Genomic DNA, 24,570 nt, shown 5'->3' with positions numbered 1-24,570 from the left:
TGGTATAGATAAAAAACTATAAATCCCGTATGGCATAATCACACCTGAATCTTCTATCTTTGCAGCATGGCGACACAAGAGAAAACCCCTGTAGAAAACGCACAATTGAAAGATATCATCTCGCATGCAAAGGAGTACGGCTTCGTATTTCCGTCGAGCGAGATTTACGATGGTCTGCAAGCCGTGTACGATTACGGCCAGATGGGCGTAGAGCTGAAGAACAACCTCAAGAACCTGTGGTGGAAGTCCATGACGCAGCTGCACCAGAACGTGGTAGGTATAGACGCCGCCATTTTCATGCACCCGCATACCTGGAAAGCCTCCGGTCACGTGGACAGCTTCAACGACCCGATGATTGACAACAAGGACTCGAAGAAGCGCTACCGTGCCGACGTGCTGATAGAAGAGAAAGCCGCCCAGTACGAAGCCGACGGTCACTATGACAAAGCCAGCGAGCTGTTAGTAGAGATGGGCAAGCTGTTGGGTGCTGAGGAACTCGACGCCGTTCGTGAGCTGATCATCCGTGAAGACATCAAATGCCCGATCTCCGGCACGACCAACTGGACCGAGGTGCGTCAGTTCAATCTGATGTTCTCGACACAGGTAGGTTCTGTAGCTGAAGACTCGAGCACTATTTACCTGCGTCCCGAAACGGCTCAGGGTATATTTGTGAACTTCCTGAACGTGCAGAAGACCGGCCGTATGAAGGTACCGTTTGGTATTGCGCAAATCGGTAAGGCCTTCCGTAACGAGATCGTGGCGCGTCAGTTCATCTTCCGCATGCGCGAGTTTGAGCAGATGGAGATGCAGTTCTTCGTACGCCCTGGCACCGAGATGGAGTGGTACAACACCTGGAAAGAGAACCGTAAGAAGTGGCACCAGGCCATCGGCATACCCGCAGACAGCCTCCGCTACCACGACCACGAGAAACTGGCCCACTACGCCAACGCCGCCGTGGACATCGAGTTCAAGTTCCCGTTCGGTTTCAAAGAAGTGGAAGGTATACACTCCCGCACCGACTTCGACCTGACGCAGCACCAGGAGCTGAGCCGCAAGAAAATGCAGTACTTCGACAACGACCTGAACGAGGACGGTAAGCCTTATGGCAACTACATCCCTTATGTGGTGGAAACATCTGTAGGAGCCGACCGCCTGTTCCTGATGACGCTTTGCAGTGCTTATACGGAAGAGGAGATTACTGAAGGTGAGGCGACGAAGACCCGTACTTTCCTGAAGTTCCACCCGGCACTGGCTCCTGTGAAAGCCGCTATTTTGCCACTGACAAAGAAAGACGGTCTGCCAGAGAAAGCGACCGAGATCTTCAACTCGCTGCGTTACGACTTCAACATGATCTACGAAGAGCGTGACTCTATCGGCAAGCGCTATACCCGTCAGGACCTGATCGGTACGCCGTTCTGTATCGCCGTAGACCACCAGACGCTGGAGGACAACACGGTAACCGTGCGCGACCGTGACTCCCGTGAGCAGGTGCGTATGCCAATCAGCGAACTGCACAGCTACATCGACAAAGCTGTTAACTTCAAGAGCATATTTGAGAAGCTGGCCTAAGGTATACTAGGTATAGCTATAAAGAACAGCCTGCGACTTAAGTGTTGCAGGCTGTTTTATTTTGCAGGTATACCCATCTGTGATTTTGAGCTATACCTTGCTTTGCTCTCAATCTGTCCTAAAACCCATGATAGTTTACTTTTTATGTAAAATGTATCCATTTCTATATGTGGATTAAGGTATAGATGTATCAACTCAAACTCCTGTTAATGTTCTGACAAGCAATATTATAAATGGGTAGGCAGGCTAAGTAATCCACAGTCTATGCCTATCATCTGTTGTGACTTTATGTAAATGCAGCACATGGGCCTATAGGAATCGATAGAAGGCACAAAAATTAAAATTCCTTACCTTTGCCGAATTATTGGGGACCATGTGGAATAAGATTGCCATTTTCATCATAAAGAACAGGTTGAGGCTACTCATCCTGCTTGCTTTGCTTACTGTGTTTATGGGCTATAAGGCCAAAGACGCAGAAATGTCTTATGATTTCGCCAATGTCGTGTCGCCGGATGATCCGGATATGGTGTACTTCCAGCGATTTAAAGAGACCTTCGGTGAGGATGGCAATATTCTGGTGGTCGGCATGCAAAGCCCCAAAGCCTACAAACTCGACAATTTCCGAGAGCTCAAAAGCCTGACGGACCAGCTGAACACGGTAGAAGGCGTAAAGGCTGTTATTTCGCTGCCTAACCTGATACAGGTCGTAAAGGACACTGCCGAGCGCAAATTCACCACGGCCCCCATCTTCAACCCCATGCCGCAGACGCAGGCGCAGCTCGACAGCATGCTGCGGGTAGTGCGCAGCCAGGGCTTCTACGACGGACAAATCATCAACCAGAAGACAGGCGCGACCTTACTTGCTGTGACCGTGGATCCCGCTTACCTGAATTCCGCCCGTCGGGTGCAGGTGATGGACGATGTGATGGAACATACTGAAGCCTTCTCTAAGAAAACAGGTATAAAGCTGCATTATGCGGGTCTGCCTTTTGTGCGAGCCGTGATGACGACCAAGGTGGCCGCCGAAATGAAAATGTTTCTGGTGCTGGCCTTGCTGGTGACAGGCATCACGCTCTTTATCTTCTTCCGCTCGTTCTACGCCGTTATCTTCCCGCTGCTCATGATCAGCATGGTGGTGGTATGGGTGCTCGGTACGCTGGCAATACTCGATTACAAGATATCGCTTCTAACGGGACTTATACCTGCCATCCTGGTAGTGATCGGTATACCCAACACAACTTATCTCCTCACGCGCTACCACTACGACTACCGCAAGCACGGCAACAAGATAATGGCCCTTGCGCGGGTCATCAGCAAGATTGGCGTGGTAAATCTAGTGACGAATACAACCACAGCCATTGGTTTTATCGTGTTTACCTTCACCCACGTGGCCATCCTGTATGAATTCGGTGTAGTGGCAGGCATTAACATCTTCGTGACCTTCGTCATCAGCATCGTGCTGATACCGGTGGTGTTCTCATACCTGCCGCCGCCAACGCTCCGGCAGCTGCGCCACTTGGACGCCAAGCCGCTCAACAAGTTCCTGGAGTTCCTGGATTACATCGTGCACCACAAGCGCCATCTGGTCTACTTCTTTACAATCGTCGCTTTGCTGGCGTCTTTCTGGGGTATCTACAAGGTAAAGACGGTCTCCTACATGGTGGACGACCTGCCAGCCGAGAGCAGCGTGAATGCCGATCTGGCTTTCTTTGAGCACCACTTCAGCGGGGTGATGCCGCTCGAGATTATCGTGGACACTGGTATAAAGCAAGGGGTTATGCGCCTGCCGAACCTGAACAAACTCAACCAGCTCGAAGGCTTCCTGCGCACCCAACCTATCTTGTCAGCGCCTATTTCTATTGTAGGGCTGGTGAAGACAGCGACGCAGGCGTTCTACGAGGGCGACCCGAACTCATACCGACTGCCTGACAATACCGAGCGCAACTTTGTGTTCAGTTACCTGGCCAAACAAGACGGTGGCGACAACCAGCGGCTCTTGCGCTCCTTCGTGGACAGCACCGGCCAGACGGCCCGCATTTCGCTCAAAGTGGCCGATGCTGGTTCCAGAGAGCTCGATACGCTTATCATCAGCAAAATAAAACCTGAACTGCACGAGATTTACGGCGGCGAAGGCGTAACCGTGACGGAAGAAGGCAACACGATGACCTTTACCCGCAACGAAACGGGCGCTGAAACCAAGGTTAGTCTGACGGGCACAACACTCCTGTTCATCAAAGGAAACGAATACTTAATCAACAACTTGCGCTCCAGTTTGATGCTGGCGTTCGTGTTGGTAACTATTGTGATTGCTTTGTTGTTTAAATCGGCAAGGGTGGTGATTATCTCGGTCATTCCCAACATGATACCGCTTCTGATAGCGGGCGGACTGATGGGAGTTTTCAACATACCACTGAAGCCAAGCACGGCGCTGATTTTCAGCATTGCGCTAGGTATAGCCATTGACGACTCGATTCACTTTCTGGCCAAGTATCGAAGCGAATTGCTGAGCAACGGGTTCCACGTGAGTCGCGCCATCACGACCAGTTTGACGGAGGCGGGCACAAGTATGATTTACACGTCCATCATCCTGTTCTTCGGCTTTGTGATATTCGCCTTCTCTGAATTTGGCGGAACCAAGGCCTTGGGAGTGCTGATGTCGGTGAGTTTATTGATTGCATTATTCACAAACCTGATTATATTGCCAACTTTGCTGATGAGCTTTGATAGCGGCAAGTACAAGCGCGATCCTTACGCCCTGATAGAGCACTACGACGAGTTCTACCTGGAGCACGAGGACGAGGAGCTTGACCTGAACCAGCTGAAGTTGAAATTTGAAGAAGAATTACCAGAAGAAGTAACTGCTTAACATGGCAAAGTATAACGAGTACAAGAACCTGAACTACGCCCAGGTAGGCGAGGACGTACTGGCATACTGGAAAGAACACAACATCTTCCAGAAGTCGGTGTCGACAAGGGAAGGGCACAAGCCTTTCGTGTTTTATGAAGGACCGCCGTCGGCGAACGGTACGCCAGGTATTCACCACGTGATGGCCCGTGCCGTGAAAGACATTTTCTGCCGCTACAAGACCCTGAAGGGATTCCAGGTGAACCGCAAAGGTGGCTGGGATACGCACGGTCTGCCCGTAGAGCTGCAGGTAGAGAAGGAGCTGGGTATCACGAAAGAGGATATCGGCAAGAAGATAACGGTGGAGGAGTACAACCAGCGCTGCCGCGAAACGGTGATGCGCTTCAAAAGCCAGTGGGATGACCTGACTGAGAAGATGGGTTACTGGGTGGACCTGGACAACCCGTACATCACGTTTGAGAACGAATACATCGAGTCGGTATGGGCCCTGCTGAAGCGCCTGTACGACAAAGGCTATTTGTATAAAGGGTATACCATCCAGCCATACTCGCCGGGAGCGGGTACAGGTTTGAGCTCGCACGAGCTGAACCAGCCGGGTTGCTACAAGATGGTGAAAGACACGACCATCGTGGCGCAGTTCGAGGTGAAGAAAATCACCCGCAACATGTTCCTGTTCGAGAACGAAGAGGAAAGCGTGCACTTCCTGGCCTGGACCACCACACCTTGGACGCTTCCTGCAAATACTGCGCTGGCTGTGGGCAAAGGCATCAAGTACGTGAAGGTAAAAACCTACAATCCCTATACCTATGAGCCGATTTCTGTTATCCTGGCAAAAGACCTGGTGAGCCGATTCTTCAACCCGAAGGCAGACGGCATTCCGTTGACAGAGTATAGCTCCGGCGATAAGCTGATACCTTACAAAATTGTAGAAGAGTTCGCGGGTGCCGACCTGGCCGGTGTGGAATACCACCAGCTGATGCCATACGTACAGCCGGAGAAGCCGGCGTTCCGTGTGGTAGTAGGCGACTTTGTAACCACTGAAGACGGTACAGGTATCGTGCACATCTCCCCTACATTTGGCGCAGACGACTTCCGGGTAGCTGCCCAGAACGATATACCTGCGCTGTTGGTAGAAGACGAAAACGGCAAGCCATCGCCGCTGGTAGATAAGCAAGGCCGCTTCGTGAAAGAAGTAACTGACTTTGCAGGTATGTACGTGAAGAACTACACAGGCGAAGACGAGAATGGTGTAGACTACAAGCCTACTGACGTTAAGATTGCCATCAAACTAAAAGAAGAAGGCAAAGCTTTTAAAGTAGAGAAATACGAGCACACCTACCCGCATTGCTGGCGTACGGACAAACCCGTGCTGTACTATCCGCTGGACAGCTGGTTCATCAAGACCACCGCGGTAAAGGATAGACTGATTGAGCTGAACAAGACCATCAACTGGAAACCGGAGTCTACAGGTACAGGCCGTTTTGGAAACTGGCTGGAGAACCTGGTGGACTGGAACCTGTCACGCTCGCGCTATTGGGGTACGCCGCTGCCTATCTGGAGAACAGAGGACGGGGAGGAAGAAATCTGCATCGGCTCTATCGCGCAACTAAGCGAAGAGATAGACCGTGCCGTAGATGCTGGCTTTATGGAGGCTTCTGTAGAGATCAATGACCTGCACCGTCCGTATGTGGACAACATCGTGCTGGTAAGCGACTCGGGAAAGCCAATGTACAGAGAGACAGACCTGATAGACGTTTGGTTTGACTCGGGTGCCATGCCTTATGCACAGTGGCACTACCCGCTGGAGAACAAGGAAATATTCGAACAGAACTTCCCGGCCGACTATATCGCCGAGGGCGTTGACCAGACACGCGGCTGGTTCTTTACGCTACACGCTCTGGCGGTGATGCTGGAGGATAGTGTGGCCTACAAGAACGTAATCGCAAACGGTCTGGTACTCGACAAAAACGGCAACAAGATGAGCAAGCGCCTCGGCAACGCCATCGACCCGTTCGAGATGATTGGCAAGTACGGCCCGGACGCCGTGCGCTGGTACATGATTGCCAATGCGCCACCTTGGGACAACCTGAAGTTCAACCCGGAGGGTGTGGTGGAAACACAGCGCCGTTTCTTCGGTACGCTGCAGAACACGTACTCTTTCTTCGCGCTGTACGCTAACCTGGACAACTTCACGTTCGCCGAGGCCGAAGTGCCATTGGAGCGCAGGACCGAAAGTGACCGCTGGATCATCTCCAAACTGAACACGCTAGTACAGGACGTGGACGTATACCTGAATGACTACGACCCAACCCGTGCAGCCCGTGCGATCCAAGACTTCGTGGTGGACGACCTGAGTAACTGGTACGTGCGCCTGAACCGCAAACGCTTCTGGAAAGGCGAGTACAACGAAGACAAGATGGCCGCTTACCAGACACTCTATACCTGTCTGGAAACCATCGCCAAGCTGGCTTCGCCTATCGCGCCGTTCTACGCCGAGCAACTCTACCGCGACCTGAACGCTGTGAGCGGAAAGCATAAGGAAGAGTCAGTGCATCTGGCTTATTACCCGGAAGTAGAGCATTCGGCTATCGACAAGGACCTGGAAGAGCGCATGGCGCTGGCCCAGACTATTTCGTCGCTGGTGCACTCGCTGCGCAAGAAGCACTTTATCAAGGTGCGTCAGCCGCTGCAGCGTATTCTTATACCTGTGCTCAACAACAAGACACGCCAGCAAATTCAGGCAGTGGAAGACCTGATCATGAGCGAGGTGAACATCAAACACGTGGAGTACATCGACGATACGTCAGGTATACTGGTGAAGAAGATCAAGCCGAACTTCAAAAAACTAGGTCAGGTATTCGGTCCGAAGATGAAGCTGGTGGCCGCAGCCGTGCAGCAGATGAACCAGGAGGATATCGCCCACCTGGAGCGTGAAGGTGGCATTGAGCTGCAGATAAGCGACGAGGAAACTGCCGTGCTGACGCCGGAGGATGTGGAAATCTCTTCGGAGGACATCCCGGGCTGGTTGGTTGCCAGCGAGGGTAAGCTGACTGTGGCGCTTGACGTGACTATCACGGAAGAACTGAAACAGGAAGGTATCGCCCGCGAACTGGTAAACCGCATTCAGAACCTGCGCAAAGACAGCAACCTGGAGGTTCAGGATAAGATTCATATCGTGCTGCAGGCATCCGTGGCTGAGGTAAACGCCGCTGTGGAAAACTTCCGCGACTACATACAGTCCGAGACACAGGCGCTAAGCCTTGAACTGGCTGACAATGTGGTAGATGGCACACTCCTTGATGTGGACGATTACCAGGTGAACATCCGTATTCGCACTGAAGCGGTAGTAGCCTAAAGAACAATAAGCCCCGGCTATAAACCAGCTGGGGCTATACTTTATACCTTTATCCTGCAGCGCGGCTACAGTAAGCTCCTGCAGCCTAATTGAAGACACATGAAATATTGGAAGTACTACCTGGTGGCCCTTATCGTCATCATCATCGACCAAGCTGTGAAGCTTATCGTGCATTACAACATGGAAATGGGTATGCCAGGCGAGATCGTGCTCCTGGGCGACTGGCTGAAGCTGCACTACACCCTGAATCCAGGTATGGCATTCGGTGTAGAGCTCGGCTCCGATTACGGTAAGCTGATCCTGTCGCTGTTTAGACTCGTGGCTGTGTTCGGTATAGCCTACTACATTTATTACCTGGTGAAGACAAAAGCACCTAAAGGTTTGATCTGGTGCATCGGCCTGATCCTGGGTGGTGCTATTGGTAACCTGATTGACAGTACGTTCTACGGCGTGTTATTCGATAATCATCCATATGGCTCGCCAACTCCATGGTTTCATGGACAGGTAATTGACATGTTCTATATTGATATCTGGGAAGGCATCGTGCCACATTGGGTTCCTTTGTTGGGTGGCAAACCGATGTCGCTGTGGCCGATCTTCAACGTAGCGGATTCGGCTATCTTCATTGGTGTGCTGATCATCCTCTTTAACCAGAAGCGTTTCTTTGCGCATTATGATGAGCCGGCTAAGCAACCAGCGGCTGAGCAACAGGGGTTCTAAGGTATAGGTATAAGCAAAAAAAGGCGGCTGTTCCATGTGGAGCAGCCGCCTTTTTTATTGTGACAATCAGAAGGTGCTATAAGATGCCCAGTCGCTCCAGCCTCACCCTCAAATCCTCGGGCGAAGTAAAGTGAATTGACTCTATACCTAATTGCTCAGCCGCTTTGATATTGCGGAGGTTATCATCAATGAACAAAGCCTCGCCAGGTTGCACGCTATACCTGTTCAAGAGGGTATGGTAGAAACTGTGGTTGGGCTTGCGGTCTTTTTCGGTGCCGGATACCACGATGCCCTCGAACCAGCCGAGGAAGTCATAGCGCTCCAGGGCGATTGGGAATAGCTCTGCAGACCAATTGGTGAGGGCGTATAACTTATGCTCGCCACGTGTTTTCATCTCACGCAAAATCTCCACAGTACCCTCAATCGGGCCGCCCAGCATTTCCTCCCAACGCCCGTAGTAGGCTTGGATATGCTCTTCGTGCTCGGGGTGCCTGGAGATCAGATAATCATTGGCTTCTTGGATGGTGCGGCCGGCATCCTGTTCTTCATTCCACTCAAAAGTGCAGACGTTCTCGAGGAAGTGCAGCATCTCAGCTTCGTCATCAAAAATCTTGCGGTAGAGGTGATGCGGGTTCCAGTCAATCAGCACAGCACCGAGGTCCCAGATAATAGTGCTTTTGGCGCTTGTTTCGGAAGAGGTGCTGTTACCAATAAGGTTGTTTTCAGAAGAGTTTTTCATATGTTTTAAGCTCAATCTTAAATGTACTGCGAAAAACGAAAACAAGAAAGACTTCGCAATCATTCAAAAAACCTTATTTTTACCAAAAGCACCATAGCCCATCAACCTTGTCTATACCCACGCCGATACTACAGGTCACGGATCTCGAAACCACTTTCTCTACACGCCAGGGTATAGTTCGGGCGGTGGATAAGGTATCGTTTTCAGTATACCCCGGTGAGGCGGTAGCCATTGTGGGAGAGTCGGGTTCAGGGAAGACGGTGACGGCACTGTCGCTGATGCAGCTGCTCGACACCCATGCGCAGGTAGGAGGGAAGGCTGTGTTTAAGTCGGAACGGTTGGGAGAAGTAGACTTGCTACAACTGAAGGAAAAGCAACTGCAACAGCTTCGGGGCAACGAGCTGGGTATGATTTTTCAGGACCCGATGTCGTCACTCAACCCCGTCTATACCTGTGGACAACAAGTGGCAGAGGTGCTCTTATGGCACCGCAAGATCTCCAAAAAAAAGGCCAAGGAACGTGTATTTCAGCTTTTTGAGCAAGCTAAGCTTCCACGACCGGAGCAAATTTACAACAGTTATCCACATCAGATTTCAGGTGGCCAGAAGCAACGGGTGATGATCGCGATGGCCATGGCCTGCGAACCAACCATCCTGCTGGCAGACGAGCCAACCACGGCTTTGGACGTGACGGTGCAGGCCCGCATGCTTTTGCTGATTGACGAGCTGCGGGTAAAGCAAAATATGGCGGTGCTGTTCATCAGTCATGACTTGGGCGTAGTGGCCGAGATTGCCGACCGGGTGCTGGTAATGTATAAAGGCCGCATTGTGGAGCAAGGCAAGGTGCTCGATATCTTTACTAACCCACAGCACCCCTATACCAAAGGCTTGCTGGCCTGCCGCCCCACACTCAGCACCACGTCACAGTCCAGGTTGCCGACCGTAGCCGATTTTATGTCGGAAGATGAGCAAGGCAACATCCGCGAGAAGCAGCCGCAGGTATACGAACCCTCTTTGGTGGATGTGGTGAACGCCTACGTAGGCACAGTCTCAGGTATAAAGCAACAGCGCGACAACAGCCAGAAGTCGCCCTTGCTGCAAGTGCAGGACTTGCAGGTATACTTTCCCATCAAGAAGGGTATTTTCTCCCGAACCTCAGGCTTTGTGAAAGCCGTGGACGGCGTGAGCTTTGATGTGAAGCACGGGGAGACCATTGCGCTGGTAGGAGAGTCGGGGAGCGGCAAGACAACGTTGGGCAGGGCGATCATAAGGCTGGTGGAGCCAACAGCGGGTCGTGTGCTGTTCGAAGGCAATAATGTCGCTGGCATGAACGCAGAAACCCTGCGCCAGAACCGCCTTCATTTTCAGATGATTTTCCAGGATCCTTATTCCTCTCTCAACCCCATGCACACGGTAGGAGAGGCTATACTAGAACCCATGCGTGTGCATAAGCTTTACGGAAGCGACAAAGAACGCCGTGGAAAAATGCTGGAACTCCTTGAAAAGGTAGGACTTACGGCAGAGTATGCCCAGCGTTATCCACAGGCTTTTTCAGGAGGACAGCGGCAGCGCATTGCCATAGCACGAGCCTTGGCGCTGCAGCCGAAGCTGTTGATATGCGACGAGTCGGTGTCGGCGCTGGATGTGTCGGTGCAGGCGCAGGTGCTCAATTTGCTCAACGAACTCAAGCGGGACTTCAACATGACTTACCTCTTCATCACCCACGATCTGGCCGTGGCCAAGCATATGGCCGACCGCATACTAGTGATGCATGAAGGCCGTATAGTAGAGCAAGGTATACCTGCGCAGCTTTTTCAGAATCCGCAACACGACTATACCCGTGCACTCCTGCAGACTATACCTGCCGGCGAGCCTGATGCCATTGTGACGGCGCAGGAGAAGCGGGCTGCCCTGAAAGCAGGTATAGCGCAGTACCAGCATTAATATACCTCTCGGCATAGCCCATATATAGACTTTTCTCTATAAATTCACCTGAAATTGATTTGGCTTTAACCTAAGTCCGCCTTGTGGGCGTATAGAGGCTAAACTATTTCAATTAAAGATTGCCATGGCCTGAGGTGCGGCATACCTGCGCCGGCCAATAGAAAGAACATACATGAGAAGTAAAAGACCAAGCAAAAGCGGCAGAGACAAAGACAGCCGCAACGAAAAAGGCGGCTCCCGCAGAGGCGAGTCTTCCAGAAGAGAACCATCTGCCAGAAGCGGCTCCCGCAGAGGCGATGACCGCAGAGGCAGCGGCAAAGACAAGTCTGCCAAGGGCATTGTGCTGGAGATGTTCTCCAGCAGCCCCGACACGGTGTTCACGCAACGCCAGATTACCCGCAGGCTGGGAGTAGTCGACAAAAAAGGCCGCGATCAGCTGCAAAGCATTCTGGTGAACCTGGTGCGTGAAAACAAACTGTTGCTGATAGACGGTGACAAGTACCAGCTCAACCTGCGCGTCAACATCATCACGGGTCGTGTAGACCTTGCCAACAGCAAGTATGCCTACATCGTGTCGGAGGAGACTGAGGACGATGTGCGTGTGTTCCGCGAGCACCTGAAGTATGCCATGGACGGCGACCTGGTGAAAGTAGAAGTACTGCCGACCATGCAGGGCGGCCGTGCCGAGGGTATTGTGATTGAAGTGCTGGAGCGTTCGCGTACCGAACTGGTGGGTATTATGGAGCTTTCCAAAAACTTCGGCTTCGTGGTACCAGATTTCAAGAAACTGTACTTCGACGTTTTTGTGGGAGAGCGCAACCTGAACGGAGCCGAGGCCGGTGACAAAGTACTTGTGAAGATAGTGGAGTGGCCAAAAGAGCCCGGCAAGAACCCGACTGGTGAAGTGATTCGTGTGTTTGGTCCGGCCGGTGAGCACGAGGCCGAGATTCACTCCATCATGGCCGAATTCGGACTGCCGTTTGAGTTTCCGGAAGCCGTGGAAGAGGAAGCAGAGAAGATTTCCGACAAAATTCCGGCAGGCGAAATTGCCAAGCGCCGCGACATGCGTGACGTGACCACTTTCACCATCGACCCTGCTGATGCCAAAGACTTTGACGACGCCCTGTCTATACAGAAACTCGAGAACGGCAACTGGGAAATAGGCGTGCACATTGCTGACGTGACCCATTATGTGCACCCGCGCAGCTTGCTAGAGAAGGAAGCTTTCCACAGAGCCACGTCGGTATACCTTGTGGATAGAACCATCCCGATGTTGCCTGAGCGCCTCTCCAACGGCCTTTGCTCACTTAGACCAAACGAAGAGAAATTGACTTTCTCTGCCGTTTTTGAGTTGGACGATAACGGTAAACTGTACAACGAGTGGTTTGGCCGCACAGTAACGTACTCCGACCGCCGCTTTTCCTACGAAGATGCGCAGGAGCGCATTGAGTCCGGAGAGGGCGACTTTGCCGAGGAGATCAACATTCTAAACAGCATCGCCAAGAAACTGCAGGAGAAGCGCTTCAAAAATGGCGCTATCAGCTTTGAGACAACTGAAGTGAAGTTCAATTTGGATGAAAATGGCAAACCGCTTTCTGTTTATGTAAAGGTGCGCAAAGACGCCCACAAATTGATCGAGGAATTCATGCTTCTGGCAAACAAAAAGGTGGCTGAGTTTGTCTACGGCTTAGGCAAAGGCAAAAAGCGCCCGACCATGGTTTACCGTACGCACGGTTCTCCTGACCCTGACAAACTGAGCACCTTCTCGCTGTTCGCACGCAAGTTTGGCTACAAAGTAGACCCGGACGGTGACATTTCAGAAGAACTGAACAACCTGACGCACGAAATCGAGGGCAAGCCCGAGCAAAGCGTGTTGCAGAACCTGGCAATTCGTACGATGGCCAAAGCCAAGTATAGCACCGAGCCTGAGGGGCACTTCGGTCTGGCGTTCGACCACTACTCGCACTTCACGTCACCAATTCGCCGTTACCCGGATATGATGGCGCACCGTCTGTTGCAGCATTACCTGGACGGTGGTCAGTCTGAAGACAAAGAAGCTTACGAAGAGCGTTGCCGCCATTCTTCTGAGATGGAGAAACGTGCTGCCGACGCCGAGCGTGCTTCCATTAAGTACAAGCAGGTGGAGTTCATGAAGGACACCATCGGCAACCAATACAAAGGAATTGTGTCTGGTGTGACAGAATGGGGTATATTTGTGGAGATTGAGGAGAACAAGTGCGAAGGTATGGTGCGCCTATCTAGTCTGAACGATGACTACTACGAGCTGGACGCGAATAACTACCGCATTATTGGTCGTCAGTCGAAACGTATTATCTCGTTTGGAGACGAGGTGATAGTCGAGATTGTGAGCGCCAACATGGCCGAGCGCACCATCGACATGGAACTGGTAGAAACCATTAAAAGACACTAATACATCCTGTGGATATTACGCAGCTTTCAACCCAGATTAACCAAACCCTGAATACCCTCCGTTACGGCGAACAACCAACGGAACTTTACGAGCCTATCCGCTATATCATGTCACTGGGCGGAAAGCGAATAAGGCCCTTACTGGTGCTTTTGGCTGCAAAAATGTATGATGATGATGTGGAAAACGTGCTATTGCCCGCTGCGGCAGTAGAGGTTTTCCACAACTTCACGCTCATGCACGACGACATCATGGACAAGGCTCCGCTGCGTCGCGGGCAGCAAACCGTGCACGAAAAGTGGAACGCCAACACCGCTATCCTGAGTGGTGACGTGATGCTGGTACGCGCTTACGAAATGATGCTAGGTATAGCCCCCGACAAACTGGGCAAGGTACTACAGCTATTCAGCAAAACAGCCGCCGAGGTATGCGAAGGCCAGCAGCTTGACATGAACTTCGAGCAGCGCGAGCAGGTGAGTATCGACGAGTACATCCACATGATCACGCTCAAGACAGCCGTGCTCCTGGGTTTCAGTCTGGAACTGGGAGCTATTCTGCAGGGGGCTCCTGACTCTGATGCTGAGCATCTGAAGCAATTCGGCGACAACGTAGGCATCGCCTTCCAACTCCGCGACGATTTGCTCGACGTGTATGGCGACAAAGACAAGTTCGGCAAACAGGTCGGCGGCGATATTCTGTCGGACAAGAAGACCTTCCTGATGCTGACGGCGCTGGAACAGGCTAACAACGAGCAACTGCAAACCATCTTAGACTGGCGCAACAAAACCGAAGCTGACACAGCCGAAGAAAAGGTGCAGGCCATCACCGCCGTTTACGACCAGCTTAATATCCGAAAGCAAACCGAACAGCAGATCGATCACTATTTTCAACAGGCGCTGTATCACCTGGAGGCTGTGCAGGTATCCATAGAGCGCAAAGCTACTATCCATGGGCTGGCCTTACAGCTGATGGAAAGGGATAGTTAGAATTGTTGATTGTTAAACTGCTGACTTCGCTTTATTGAGTCTTCAGGTATAAGCACGCAGGTATAGCAGTGTACATTCCAGGCTTGAAGTTAAGTCTGTTTCTGAAAGCCTTAGGAGAAATCCGAAATCATCAATGGGCACAAGTCTAGCGGCTAGTGCAAGTATAAATCAAGAGCTTGTTAATGTGTTGAATTACTCATGCACCATTAACTCACTCAATCACCCAACCACTCATTCAAAAATTATAAAATGAGCGTTACCGTCATCCTGATCATTATTACAGTAGGCATATCATGGTATGCCTGGAAAAATTACGAGTTGATGCAGAACTGGATCTTCCATCCCTATTCTGTAGCGCGTGACAATTCCTGGCATCGTTTCCTGACTTCGGGTTTCCTGCACGCAGACTATACCCACCTGTTCTTCAACATGTTCACGCTGTTTTTCTTCGGCAATGCTGTTGAAATGACGTTTGGCGCTATTTTCGGAGATGTAACAGGTATCCTGATCTACATGCTGATTTATCTGGGCGGCATTATCGTGTCGGATATACCTACCTTTCTGAAGCATCGCCATGATCCGTCTTACCGTGCTTTAGGTGCTTCCGGTGGCGTTGCTTCTGTCGTGTTTTCGAGCATTCTCTTTTATCCGACGCAAGATATCTGCCTCTATGCTATTCTCTGTATACCTGGCTTCATCCTGGGCATTCTATACCTGATGTACTCTTACTTCCAGGGCAAGCGCATGGGCGACAACATCAACCACGATGCGCACTTCTACGGCGCAGTATACGGTATGGTCATAAGCCTGGCTTTAGTACCAAAGGCAGGTCCTTTGTTTATCGAACAGATCAGCAACTGGCGTTTACCTTTTTTATAGGCGGAAGTACAATTGCACTTTATTGGCCTGATTCTTCAATATTAAAATTGGGCTGAGGGCTGATGAATTCCGTATAAATGCAAAAGACAAGCATTTGTACGGATGAAATCGAAACTATATTATATATACCTTGGAATAGTACTTCTCTTAGCCTTTCTTCTGGTTAATAAAACAGCCGCGGCACAAAATATCAGCCTGGAGCGAACTTCAATGATGCAGTACGTCATTAACGAGCGGCCCTTGCTGGCTGAACTTCTGACCACTGCAGGTATGGCGCCTGCTCTCTCTGGCAGCACCTCTTATACCTTATTGATGCCCCCAGAAGCCCGCCTGCAAGAGCTAAAGGGTCAATCTGCAGAGAAAATACGCTCCGCAATGGCTGTGCACCTGATTAAAGGGGCTTTGGCAAGTGCAGATTTTAAAGAAGGGAGCTACCTGCAGACCTATGGAGGAGAAAAGCTGTATGTGTGCCGCAAGAGAGATAACACCCTGCTGAATGGGGTGAAGTTGCGCGCAACAGACATTGCCCTGCGAAATGGTATGGTGCACGAGCTGGAAGGAATATTACAACCTTGAAAACAGAAGATATCCTGCCTTAATTCTGAATTGTATTGTTTTACCTCTTATCAGCCTATTCATCCTTAGATAGGTGTAATGCGTTTGGCAACCAGTTGCGTATGCTATACGAGCCCCCCTCATGGATAGTAAGACGCACCATACCGACCCTTCTAAACCCACCAGGCAGTATATAGCACGTAATTCGTGCTACGAGATAGGCTATGACGGCGTAAGGAACAGAATATACTACAGTATATTGGGTTTTTGGAAGAACGCAGACAGCATACCTGATTTCTTGAGTGATTGGGACAAGGCATTGCAACTGGTCTCTTCAGGCTTTACTCTTCTTGTCAATATGCGTACCATGATCACCCACCCGCAGCAACTCAATAGTCTGCACGAAGAATCGCAGCGCAAATTGAAAGCAGTCGGAGTGAGTAAGATTGCCAATGTCATGCCGGTTGACAAAATAGCCAATTTGCAGGTGAGCGAATTAGCAACCCGGAGCCATTTACCGCTCCATACCTTTGAGACCTGCGAAGCCGCAGAGCAGTGGCTGAACGAATCTATGGTATAACACCGTAGTTCCCAACTATTTTCTTTTTGTCCAGGTGTTTTTTTCCATTCCGCTTATCCCTATCTTTTGTAACCGTTTAGGTATAAATGTAGTTATAGCTACCAATTGCCCCGTTTCGGTCAGGGTAGTATAGCCTATACCTTCTGCCTGGCAGCACATGCGGCCTGGCCTGTTCTTAACTTTTCTAGCATGACGTACGAGATTGGCGTAGTTCTGTCTGTGATAGCGGTAGCTGTGGTGCTTTTCGTCAGCGAGAAGCTCTCTATCGACACGACAGCCATTCTGGTCATGTCTCTTTTCATGGTGCTCGGCGTACTCACGCCTGCCGAAGGCCTTGCTGGTTTCAGCAATCCTGCCACCATTACCGTTGCCTGCATGTTTGTTATCAGTACGGCCATATTCAAATCGGGCGCATTAAGCAGCGTAGGAGTGCTGCTCACACGGGTTGGGCGTCGCAATTATCTGCTTTGTTTGCTGGCCGTGATGCTGGTTGCAGGTCTGCTTTCCGCATTTATCAACGACACTGCCGTAGTAGCCCTGTTGATGCCCGTGGTGATACAAGTAGCCCGTGACACGCGCATCAGCCCGGCCAAATTGCTAATGCCGCTCTCATTCGGAGCACTGCTTGGTGGCGTATGTACGCTCATTGGTACCTCCACAAACATCCTGGTGAGCGGTATTGCCGAGGCGCAGGGCGAGGCACCAATTGGCATGTTTGAACTCACTGCAGCCGGCGTCTGGTTCCTGATCATCGGGGTGCTGTACATGCTCCTGGCAGGTCGTTTTCTGCTGCCTAGCCGCAAACTGGCCGATGACCTGACCGATGACTTCAATATGGGTGACTATCTGACAGAGATTGTTATCCAGCCTGAGTCTCCGTCGGCGGGTATGCCGCTCAGTAGTTCCAGCCTGGTGCAGAACCTGGACATAGACGTGCTGCAGATAACCCGCGACAAGTATTTGCTGAAGGCCACGCCCTACACGATGCTGCGCGTAGGCGATGTGCTGAAGGTGCGCTGCGACGTAGAAAAGCTCAAGAAGATGAAGGAGGAGAAGGGCATCAAGCTCAAGTCAGAGCGGAAGCTCAAAGAAGAAGACCTGAACAGTACCTCCACAAAGCTTTACGAAGCAATTGTGACGCCCAACTCTTACATGGTAGATAAGTCGCTGAAACAGCTTGACTTCAGAGCGCACAACCATGGCGCCACTGTGGTGGCAATACGGCATCGCGACGAAATTCTGCACGAAAAACTGACCCATACCCGCCTGTCGGCCGGTGACGTGCTCTTGATTGCCGCCGATAAGGACCAGGCCCTGAACCTGCGCAACAACGAGGATATTCTCCTTGTCTCGGAAACGGAGCGTAGCCAGTACGACTACAGCAAGATCATACCGGTACTGCTGATAGGGGCAGGCGTTGTGTTTACGGCGGCTACCGGGCTGGCGCACATTGTGCTGAGTGCCCTGGTGGGCGTGGTACTGCTGGTGCTAACCAAATGCATACGGCTCGACGAACTCTACAAGGCCATTGAGTGGAAGGTGATCTTTATGCTGGCCGGAGTGCTCTCGATGGGTACTGCGCTGGAAAAGTCAGGAGCCGCCAGCCTGCTTTCAGGTTTTTTAGTGGAGTCTATCGGCAGTTATGGCCCGCATGCCTTGCTGTCGGCTTTTTTCTTTATCACGTTCATGTCCACCAACTTCATGTCGAACAATGCTACGGCAGCCTTGCTGGCACCAATCGCTATAGTGGCGGCTAAGGAGATGGGCGTAAGCGTTCGGCCATTTTTGGTGGCGGTGACCTTCGCGGCCTCACTAAGCTTCATGACCCCTATGGGTTACCAGACCAATACCATGATTTACGGGCCGGGCAATTATAAATTTGTAGATTACCTGCGGGTGGGTACGCCCCTGAACATTCTTTTTTGGTTATTGGCTTCGCTTATCATCCCGTTCTTCTTTCCGTTTTAAAACTGTTCCACGTGGGACAGAAGAGCAGGCTAACCGTATACATACTGTTTATACCATACCTTCGTAACTATGGGAGAAGACCTGTTCCTGATTTTTCTGGCGATTCTGAGTCTGGCCTGTGTGATACTGGTGTGGCACTTCATGGCGGAAGATGATAACACCAGGTAAGGCCAGTATTTATCTTGAGGTGTGCGTGCTAAAGGGCTGTATGAGCGAATAAATTATGTGTTCCCACTGATGCGTGTGCTGTGCGTCCCCGTATATTCGCGGAATAAACATCTTAAATGAAAATCTTCAGCGTATGCCTTTTCCTGGCAGGGTGCTTTCTGGCAGGTCCTGCCCTTGGCCAATCCTCTGGTAAAGAGGTCACGCACCAGGAACTGGCCTGGTTCACATATGCCAATACACTTAAGTTCAGTTCAAAGTGGGCATTGACTTCCGAAATACACGAAAGACGATTTATTAACCCGAACAGGCACCACCAGTTTGTGCTCCGGTCGCAGGCTCGCTACGCACTCGGCGAAAACTGGGAGGCTGTGGCAGGCTTCACTTATTTCCGGCAGAGCCCAAACGATCCGAATGCCACGCATAGGCTTGTCGTTCCTGAACTGAGACCGCATCTGCAGTTGAACTACAATCAACCCCTCGGCAGGTTTACGATCACACACAGGTATAGAGCCGAAAAACGTTTCTTCCGGAATACAGCCAATGGGGAACTGGCAGACGGGTATAACACCAATTACCGTTTCAGGTATAGGCTAGGTATAGAGTATCGTTTAGCAGACATCAGAGACCAGCCACTCAAGCTCAAGGTAAATGATGAGCTCCTTATCAATGCAGGAAAAAACATCCTCTACAACCGATTCGACCAGAACAGGATTTATGTAGGCCTCAATTACGCGATCCTAAACAATCTGGAAGTGGAGGCGGGCTACCTGAACTGGTACCAGCAACGATCAGCGGGCGATCAGTTTTACAACAGGCATATCATCAATTTGACCATTACCCACCGAATTGACTTGACCAGAAAGCCAAAGGATGCAGAAGACTAAGCTATAGCCGTACAATAGTGCGCTAAGTATAGCGTCAGAATTGGCCTGAGGCGAAAAACATTCTTAAAACGTAGAAAGGATTTGGTTTTGATGCTCTACATGCAGAATACCTTTGTCCTTAATCAAAAGCTCTTTGGTCAGAACGCTTGCCTATAGATACCCCTTCGCCTGCAGCGCGAACAGCTCGGCATACTTTCCATTCTGCGCCAAGAGCTCTTCATGCGAGCCGAGTTCTTTGAGTTGCCCCTGTTCCAGGAACAGAATGCGGTCGGCCATACGCATTGTGGAGAAGCGGTGGGAGATGAGCACAGCGGTTTTACCGGCAATCAGTTCTGAGAAGCGAAGGAAGACCTCATGCTCGGCGCGGGCATCGAGGGCAGAAGTAGGCTCGTCAAGTATAAGCAGCTGCGCGTCGCGCATGTAAGCCCGGGCCAACGCTACTTTCTGCCATTCCCCACCCGACAGCTCCACGCCTTTGTTAAACCGCTTGCCCAGTACCTGCTCATAGCCATCCGGCAGGCGCTGGATAACAGGATCTGCCAGGCTTTTCTGTGCGGAGCCCTGTATGCGGTCGCGGTCACTGATGTTGCTGATCTGCCCGATGGCAATGTTGTCGGAGGCCGTCATCTGAAAACGCACATAATCCTGAAAGATGATGCCTACCTGGTGGCGCAGGTCGTTCAGGTCATACTCGCGCAGGTCCACGCCATCGAGCAGGATGCGGCCTTCGGTAGGTTCGTAGAGTCGGGCCAGTAGCTTGACCAGTGTTGTTTTGCCGGCGCCGTTCTCACCCACCAGCGCCAGTTTCTCGCCGGCCCGCAGGTGGAAGGAGAGGTGCCGCACCGCCCACTTTTCGCTGTTGTGATACTTAAAACCGACATCCTCAAAGGTAAAGCCCTGCTTGATTGGCCGGGGTATAGTAAGGGGATTAGAAGGCGGTGTAATCTGCGGCTTGAGCTCCAGGAAATCAAAAAGGTCCTGCAGGTATAGCGCACTCTCAGCGATCTGCGAAAAGCGGGTCATGATGCCCTGCAGCAGGCCACGCATGTTGCTGAAGGAGCCGGCCAGGAAGGTCAGCGTACCCACCGTGATTGCCCCTGCCACCGTCTGCGCCAAAATAAAAATATAGGCTCCATAATAAGCCAGCGTACCCAAAGAGGAGAGGGCGCTTCCCCACACCGCCCGCCGCACGATCAGGCTTTTGTTTAAGCTATAGTAGCGGTCCGATAGCTCTTTAAAGCGACTGGCCAGGAACCCTGACAGGTTGAAGGTCTTGATCTCTTTGGCAGTTTCGTCAGAGGCCCCGATGTAGCGCAGGTAGTCCAGTTCACGGCGCTCAGGCGTCCAGGAGCGGGAGAGGGAGTAGGTGCGTTCGTTGAAGTGGGTTTCGCCCAGAAAAGAAGGTATAACTGCCACCAACAGGATCAGGATGAGCCATGGGTTGAAAGCGATCAGACCCACCGCCAGAAAGCCGATCGTAACCATATCCTGCAGCTGTGAGAGCACCTGCGACATGAGCACTACCCGCGTGATGGTCTGCCGCCGCGCCCGCTCCAGTTTGTCATAGAATGTAGCGTCCTCGAACTGCGCCAGGTCCAGCCGGGCAGCGTGTTCAATGAGCTGCACGGAGGTTCTGTTGGAGAAGAGGTCACCCAGCAAACTGTCGAGCAGCGTAATGCCCCGGTTGATTATATCCGAAAGCACAGCCAGGCCCAGTTCCGCTGCAACCAGTATCCACAGAAAGCTCAGGTCGCGCTCGCCTGTCACATCGATCAGCCCGATCACTTCATCAATGATCAGCTTGCCCACATACAGCATAGCCAGGGGTATAGCCGATTTGATGAGGCGCAGCAACAGGTTGCCGATGGTCATACCCGGGCTCGTTTCCCAGATGAGGCGGAAGAACTTGGGCAGGTTTTTAAGGGCACCCACCTGTTCGCGGAAGCTCTTCTTGTCATCTGCCTGATTCGCCCCACGGGCACCTTTGCTTGGTCTGTTCATCTTCAATCTATACCTGAAACCTATACCTATACCGAAATACCGGGCTTATGTTTTATCCTGTAGCTTGAATCTTAACAAAAGCTGTAGGATATCCTTTCTGGCTATACCTTATATTCAGAATTGTGCTTATTTTTAGAGGATGAAACAAATTTACTCATTCCTGATCATAGCCGTAGCACTCTTGTCAGGCCACTTGGCTACTGCGCAAACCGTGATAATAAGGTATCTGTCCGCCATGCATAAAGAAGTGCCGGCTGCCGAAGCACACTATTTCGAAGAAATAAAAGAGTACTCTTCTGGAGGAGGAACCCGCACGCGTTACCTGGCAAAAGACAGCTCCAAGGTAAGTCTGATCCATTACAGCCACATGATATATAGAGATGGGGCTGTCTTAGGTGTGCAACATGGGCCTTTTTACGAATGGTACCCTAACGGACAGTTGAAGACGGAAATGTCTTATCATTCCAATAAATGGAATGGTCCTTATACCACTTGGTATGAGAACGGTCAGGTAAGGATGAGCAGCAAGTATAATATGGGTATACCCCTAGACACCCTAAAGGTATATTATGAAGCAGGTGCCTTGCGCAGAGTAGAGGTTTATGAGCAGGGTAAAATGGTGTTGGGCGAGGTGTACGATGCAGGCGGTAATCGTTTGGATTTTTTGCCGATGGAGGTCCTGCCCGAGTTTCCGGGAGGAGAGAAGGTCATGCTGCGTTGGATCAGTTCGAATCTGAAATATCCGAAAACTACACGAAAGGCACAGGTACAAGGTGTAGTGATCATTTCGTATGTAATAGACGAACAGGGCAAAATAGGAGATATAGAGCTGATCAAGGGAATCCATCCTGATGCAGATGCCGAGGCAGTTAGAGTTATAGAAGCCATGCCCACCTGGAAACCCGGGCAGCAGGAGGGCAAGCCCGTGCCTGTGCGCTATACCCTTCCATTGCGGTTCTCATTGAATTAGCAAACCAAAAAAAGCTTTTGCCCCAGCAGGCAGTTATTACAAACTTCTCTTAAATCATAGCGAATGAAACAAATTTACATGCTACTGATAGCAGCAACCCTGTTTCTATACGGACACTTAACTATTGCGCAGACAGTTGAAACCAAGTATTTGGATGAGTATAGCCAAGAGGTAGGAGCTGATGAAGCTATTTATAAAGAACTGACGGAACACGACATGGTCGGCGGAAGCATCCGCACACGTTATAGCATGAAAGAAAATAGCAAGTTGCGCCAGTTCAGCTACAAAGCAGGGAGCGAAGGCAAAAGCCTGAGACACGGCACGCATTACGAATGGTATCCGGGAGGCCAACCCAAACTGGAGATCAATTACCGCAACGACAGCCTGACCGGGCCGCATACGCGTTGGTACGAAAATGGGCAGGTACACGTGAGTCGCCATCATCATCGCTATGATCTGGTAGACACACTTAAGTCCTATTACAAATCGGGAGCTCTGCGAAGGGTTGAGGTTTATAGTAAGGGCAAAATGCAAACAGGCAAGGTATACGATGAGTCGGGTAAAGCAATCAAGCACACACCGATGGAAGTACAACCTGAGTTTCCGGGAGGAGAGGCGAAAATGATGAATTGGCTTGCCCAAAACGTGCGCTACCCGGCCGGGGCCCAAAAGGCGGGAGCACAAGGCTTGGTTATTATTTCCTTTTTAGTAGACACTTCCGGCCAGATCAGTAACATTGAAATTTTGCGGGGTTTTCATCCAGACGGTGATGCCGAGGCTATTCGCGTTGTAAGGCTGATGCCTAAGTTCAAACCTGGAACAATAGAGGGCCAACCAATCGATATGACCTACATACTTCCATTGCGGTTTGCCATACGGTAGCGAAAACAACAGGTATAGCAAGAGGCTGGCATCCATTCAATATAGATTTTTGCTATATTTTTTTAGTACAGGCGTATCCTGCGCAAATACAGCACGATGTTTGAGCAGAATAAGGTTAGAACATTAAGTCAAAACCTATGAAAAAAACTGTACTATTAGCAATGGTCTGGAGCACCTTTTCACTCGCCGGCTGCACATCATCTTTATATCCCGAAATAGACGAGCGATTAACCACCATTCCAACACAGCCGCACAACAACGAGATAGAAGTATTTTTCAGGGGAGAGTGGCCACAGGAGGAGTACATTAAATTGGCAGCAATTGAGGTGCACGGAGGTGAAAACACGGCCTATATTGATATGATAAGGGGCCTGCAGATGAAAGCCAGGCGCTATGGTGCCGATGCGGTAATGGTGCAGGAGAATAATCTTACCGGGGATGTGTACTCTAACAGAGTAGGTAATATAGAGACTGCCAGGTGGTCTATATTATCAGCTATAGCCATCAAGTATAGGAAAAACCTAGATACAGGCCTGATGCCCAAACACCAGCAGGTAGAGGTATACGATCCGGCTACAGGTGCCTTCCAGCCAGTGCTCAAACTCGCTTTTACTCCTGAAGGAGAAATACAGGAAAAGGAAGAACTGCACGAGAATGCAGTGCTCATGTACAACAACTACATTGGTAAGTACACCATGCAGAACCTGCATCAGCCCGGGGCAGGCTGGTCGCACCGTACGCAGGAAGGGTATGTAGTAGAGCGGCAACTTCACAGAGACGGTATGCTGCAAAAGCGCATGGAGTTCGACTACGACACATCCAGACGCCTGAAGCGAATCCGGATTAACAGCTTGAAAGACGTGTCGGAAGAGATAAACTATGCTTACGACGAGGAAGGAAGGCTAAGCCAGCGGACCATTTTGCGAAGCGACAAACCTTATATAGAGGAAGAGTATAGCTACGACGCCAGTGGCAAAGCCAGCCAGGTACTGATTTACAATACTAACCTGTCTGTAAAACTCCCGCTTCTGCGCAGTACCTATACCTATTATACCCCCGAGGAAATCTGAAAGCCGG

17 protein-coding genes are annotated in these 24,570 nt (G+C 50.9%); 15 read left to right on the top strand and 2 right to left on the bottom strand.

Annotated features, from left to right (window positions below; translation table 11 throughout):
* The first annotated feature begins 66 nt into the window (after window positions 1-66).
* The 4 genes from AC5FXQ_RS07945 (at window position 67) to AC5FXQ_RS07930 (ending at window position 8,510) form a co-directional block, all read left to right on the top strand.
* Complete coding sequence (locus tag AC5FXQ_RS07945) at window positions 67-1,569, top strand: glycine--tRNA ligase (protein ID WP_493601942.1); 1,503 nt, start codon at window positions 67-69, stop codon at window positions 1,567-1,569.
* A gap of 373 nt (window positions 1,570-1,942) precedes the next feature.
* Window positions 1,943-4,435, top strand: coding sequence for an efflux RND transporter permease subunit (locus AC5FXQ_RS07940; protein WP_493601941.1), 2,493 nt, complete (start codon window positions 1,943-1,945; stop codon window positions 4,433-4,435).
* A 1-nt stretch (window position 4,436) separates the two neighbouring features.
* Window positions 4,437-7,790 (top strand): isoleucine--tRNA ligase, encoded by a 3,354-nt coding sequence (gene ileS, locus AC5FXQ_RS07935; protein ID WP_493601940.1) that lies wholly within the window; start codon window positions 4,437-4,439, stop codon window positions 7,788-7,790.
* 99 nt (window positions 7,791-7,889) lie between these two features.
* On the top strand, window positions 7,890-8,510 hold the full coding sequence (locus AC5FXQ_RS07930) for a lipoprotein signal peptidase (protein WP_493601939.1): 621 nt from the start codon (window positions 7,890-7,892) through the stop codon (window positions 8,508-8,510).
* 76 nt (window positions 8,511-8,586) lie between these two features.
* Here AC5FXQ_RS07930 and AC5FXQ_RS07925 read toward each other — a convergent pair whose 3' ends face one another.
* A complete protein-coding gene (locus AC5FXQ_RS07925; protein ID WP_493601938.1) occupies window positions 8,587-9,249 on the bottom strand; it encodes an HAD family hydrolase in 663 nt (220 codons plus the stop codon).
* A 107-nt stretch (window positions 9,250-9,356) separates the two neighbouring features.
* Between AC5FXQ_RS07925 and AC5FXQ_RS07920 the strand changes: the two genes are divergently transcribed.
* The 8 genes from AC5FXQ_RS07920 (at window position 9,357) to AC5FXQ_RS07885 (ending at window position 19,640) form a co-directional block, all read left to right on the top strand.
* Window positions 9,357-11,192 carry an ABC transporter ATP-binding protein gene (locus AC5FXQ_RS07920; protein ID WP_493601937.1) on the top strand — a complete coding sequence of 612 codons (1,836 nt, stop codon included), beginning with the start codon at window positions 9,357-9,359 and terminating at the stop codon, window positions 11,190-11,192.
* Window positions 11,193-11,364: 172 nt separating this feature from the next.
* Window positions 11,365-13,623: a ribonuclease R gene (rnr, locus tag AC5FXQ_RS07915; protein ID WP_493601936.1), complete on the top strand. Its 2,259-nt coding sequence runs from the start codon at window positions 11,365-11,367 to the stop codon at window positions 13,621-13,623.
* Between the two features lie 8 nt (window positions 13,624-13,631).
* Window positions 13,632-14,606, top strand: a complete 975-nt coding sequence (locus tag AC5FXQ_RS07910) for a polyprenyl synthetase family protein (RefSeq protein ID WP_493601935.1) — start codon at window positions 13,632-13,634, stop codon at window positions 14,604-14,606.
* Window positions 14,607-14,855: 249 nt separating this feature from the next.
* Complete coding sequence (locus AC5FXQ_RS07905) at window positions 14,856-15,485, top strand: rhomboid family intramembrane serine protease (protein WP_493601934.1); 630 nt, start codon at window positions 14,856-14,858, stop codon at window positions 15,483-15,485.
* 210 nt (window positions 15,486-15,695) lie between these two features.
* Window positions 15,696-16,061 carry a fasciclin domain-containing protein gene (locus AC5FXQ_RS07900; protein ID WP_493601933.1) on the top strand — a complete coding sequence of 122 codons (366 nt, stop codon included), beginning with the start codon at window positions 15,696-15,698 and terminating at the stop codon, window positions 16,059-16,061.
* Window positions 16,062-16,182: 121 nt separating this feature from the next.
* Window positions 16,183-16,620, top strand: coding sequence for a hypothetical protein (locus AC5FXQ_RS07895; protein WP_493601932.1), 438 nt, complete (start codon window positions 16,183-16,185; stop codon window positions 16,618-16,620).
* Window positions 16,621-16,809: 189 nt separating this feature from the next.
* Window positions 16,810-18,588 (top strand): SLC13 family permease, encoded by a 1,779-nt coding sequence (locus AC5FXQ_RS07890; RefSeq protein ID WP_493601931.1) that lies wholly within the window; start codon window positions 16,810-16,812, stop codon window positions 18,586-18,588.
* Window positions 18,589-18,872: 284 nt separating this feature from the next.
* The gene (locus AC5FXQ_RS07885; RefSeq protein WP_493601930.1) at window positions 18,873-19,640 is read left to right on the top strand and encodes a DUF2490 domain-containing protein; all 768 of its coding nucleotides are present in this window, start codon (window positions 18,873-18,875) and stop codon (window positions 19,638-19,640) included.
* A gap of 150 nt (window positions 19,641-19,790) precedes the next feature.
* Here the strand turns inward: AC5FXQ_RS07885 and AC5FXQ_RS07880 are convergent, their stop codons facing one another.
* Window positions 19,791-21,641 (bottom strand): ABC transporter ATP-binding protein, encoded by a 1,851-nt coding sequence (locus tag AC5FXQ_RS07880; protein WP_493601929.1) that lies wholly within the window; start codon window positions 21,639-21,641, stop codon window positions 19,791-19,793.
* Between the two features lie 139 nt (window positions 21,642-21,780).
* Between AC5FXQ_RS07880 and AC5FXQ_RS07875 the strand changes: the two genes are divergently transcribed.
* From AC5FXQ_RS07875 to AC5FXQ_RS07865, 3 genes are all read left to right on the top strand, one after another.
* On the top strand, window positions 21,781-22,611 hold the full coding sequence (locus AC5FXQ_RS07875) for a TonB family protein (RefSeq protein ID WP_493601928.1): 831 nt from the start codon (window positions 21,781-21,783) through the stop codon (window positions 22,609-22,611).
* Between the two features lie 78 nt (window positions 22,612-22,689).
* A complete protein-coding gene (locus tag AC5FXQ_RS07870) occupies window positions 22,690-23,493 on the top strand; it encodes a TonB family protein (protein ID WP_493601927.1) in 804 nt (267 codons plus the stop codon).
* Window positions 23,494-23,630: 137 nt separating this feature from the next.
* Window positions 23,631-24,563 (top strand): hypothetical protein, encoded by a 933-nt coding sequence (locus tag AC5FXQ_RS07865; protein WP_493601926.1) that lies wholly within the window; start codon window positions 23,631-23,633, stop codon window positions 24,561-24,563.
* The last annotated feature ends 7 nt before the right edge of the window (window positions 24,564-24,570 follow it).

Source organism: Pontibacter sp. LHS1 (assembly GCF_058932855.1).
This window is presented reverse-complemented; position numbering and strand designations above follow the sequence as displayed.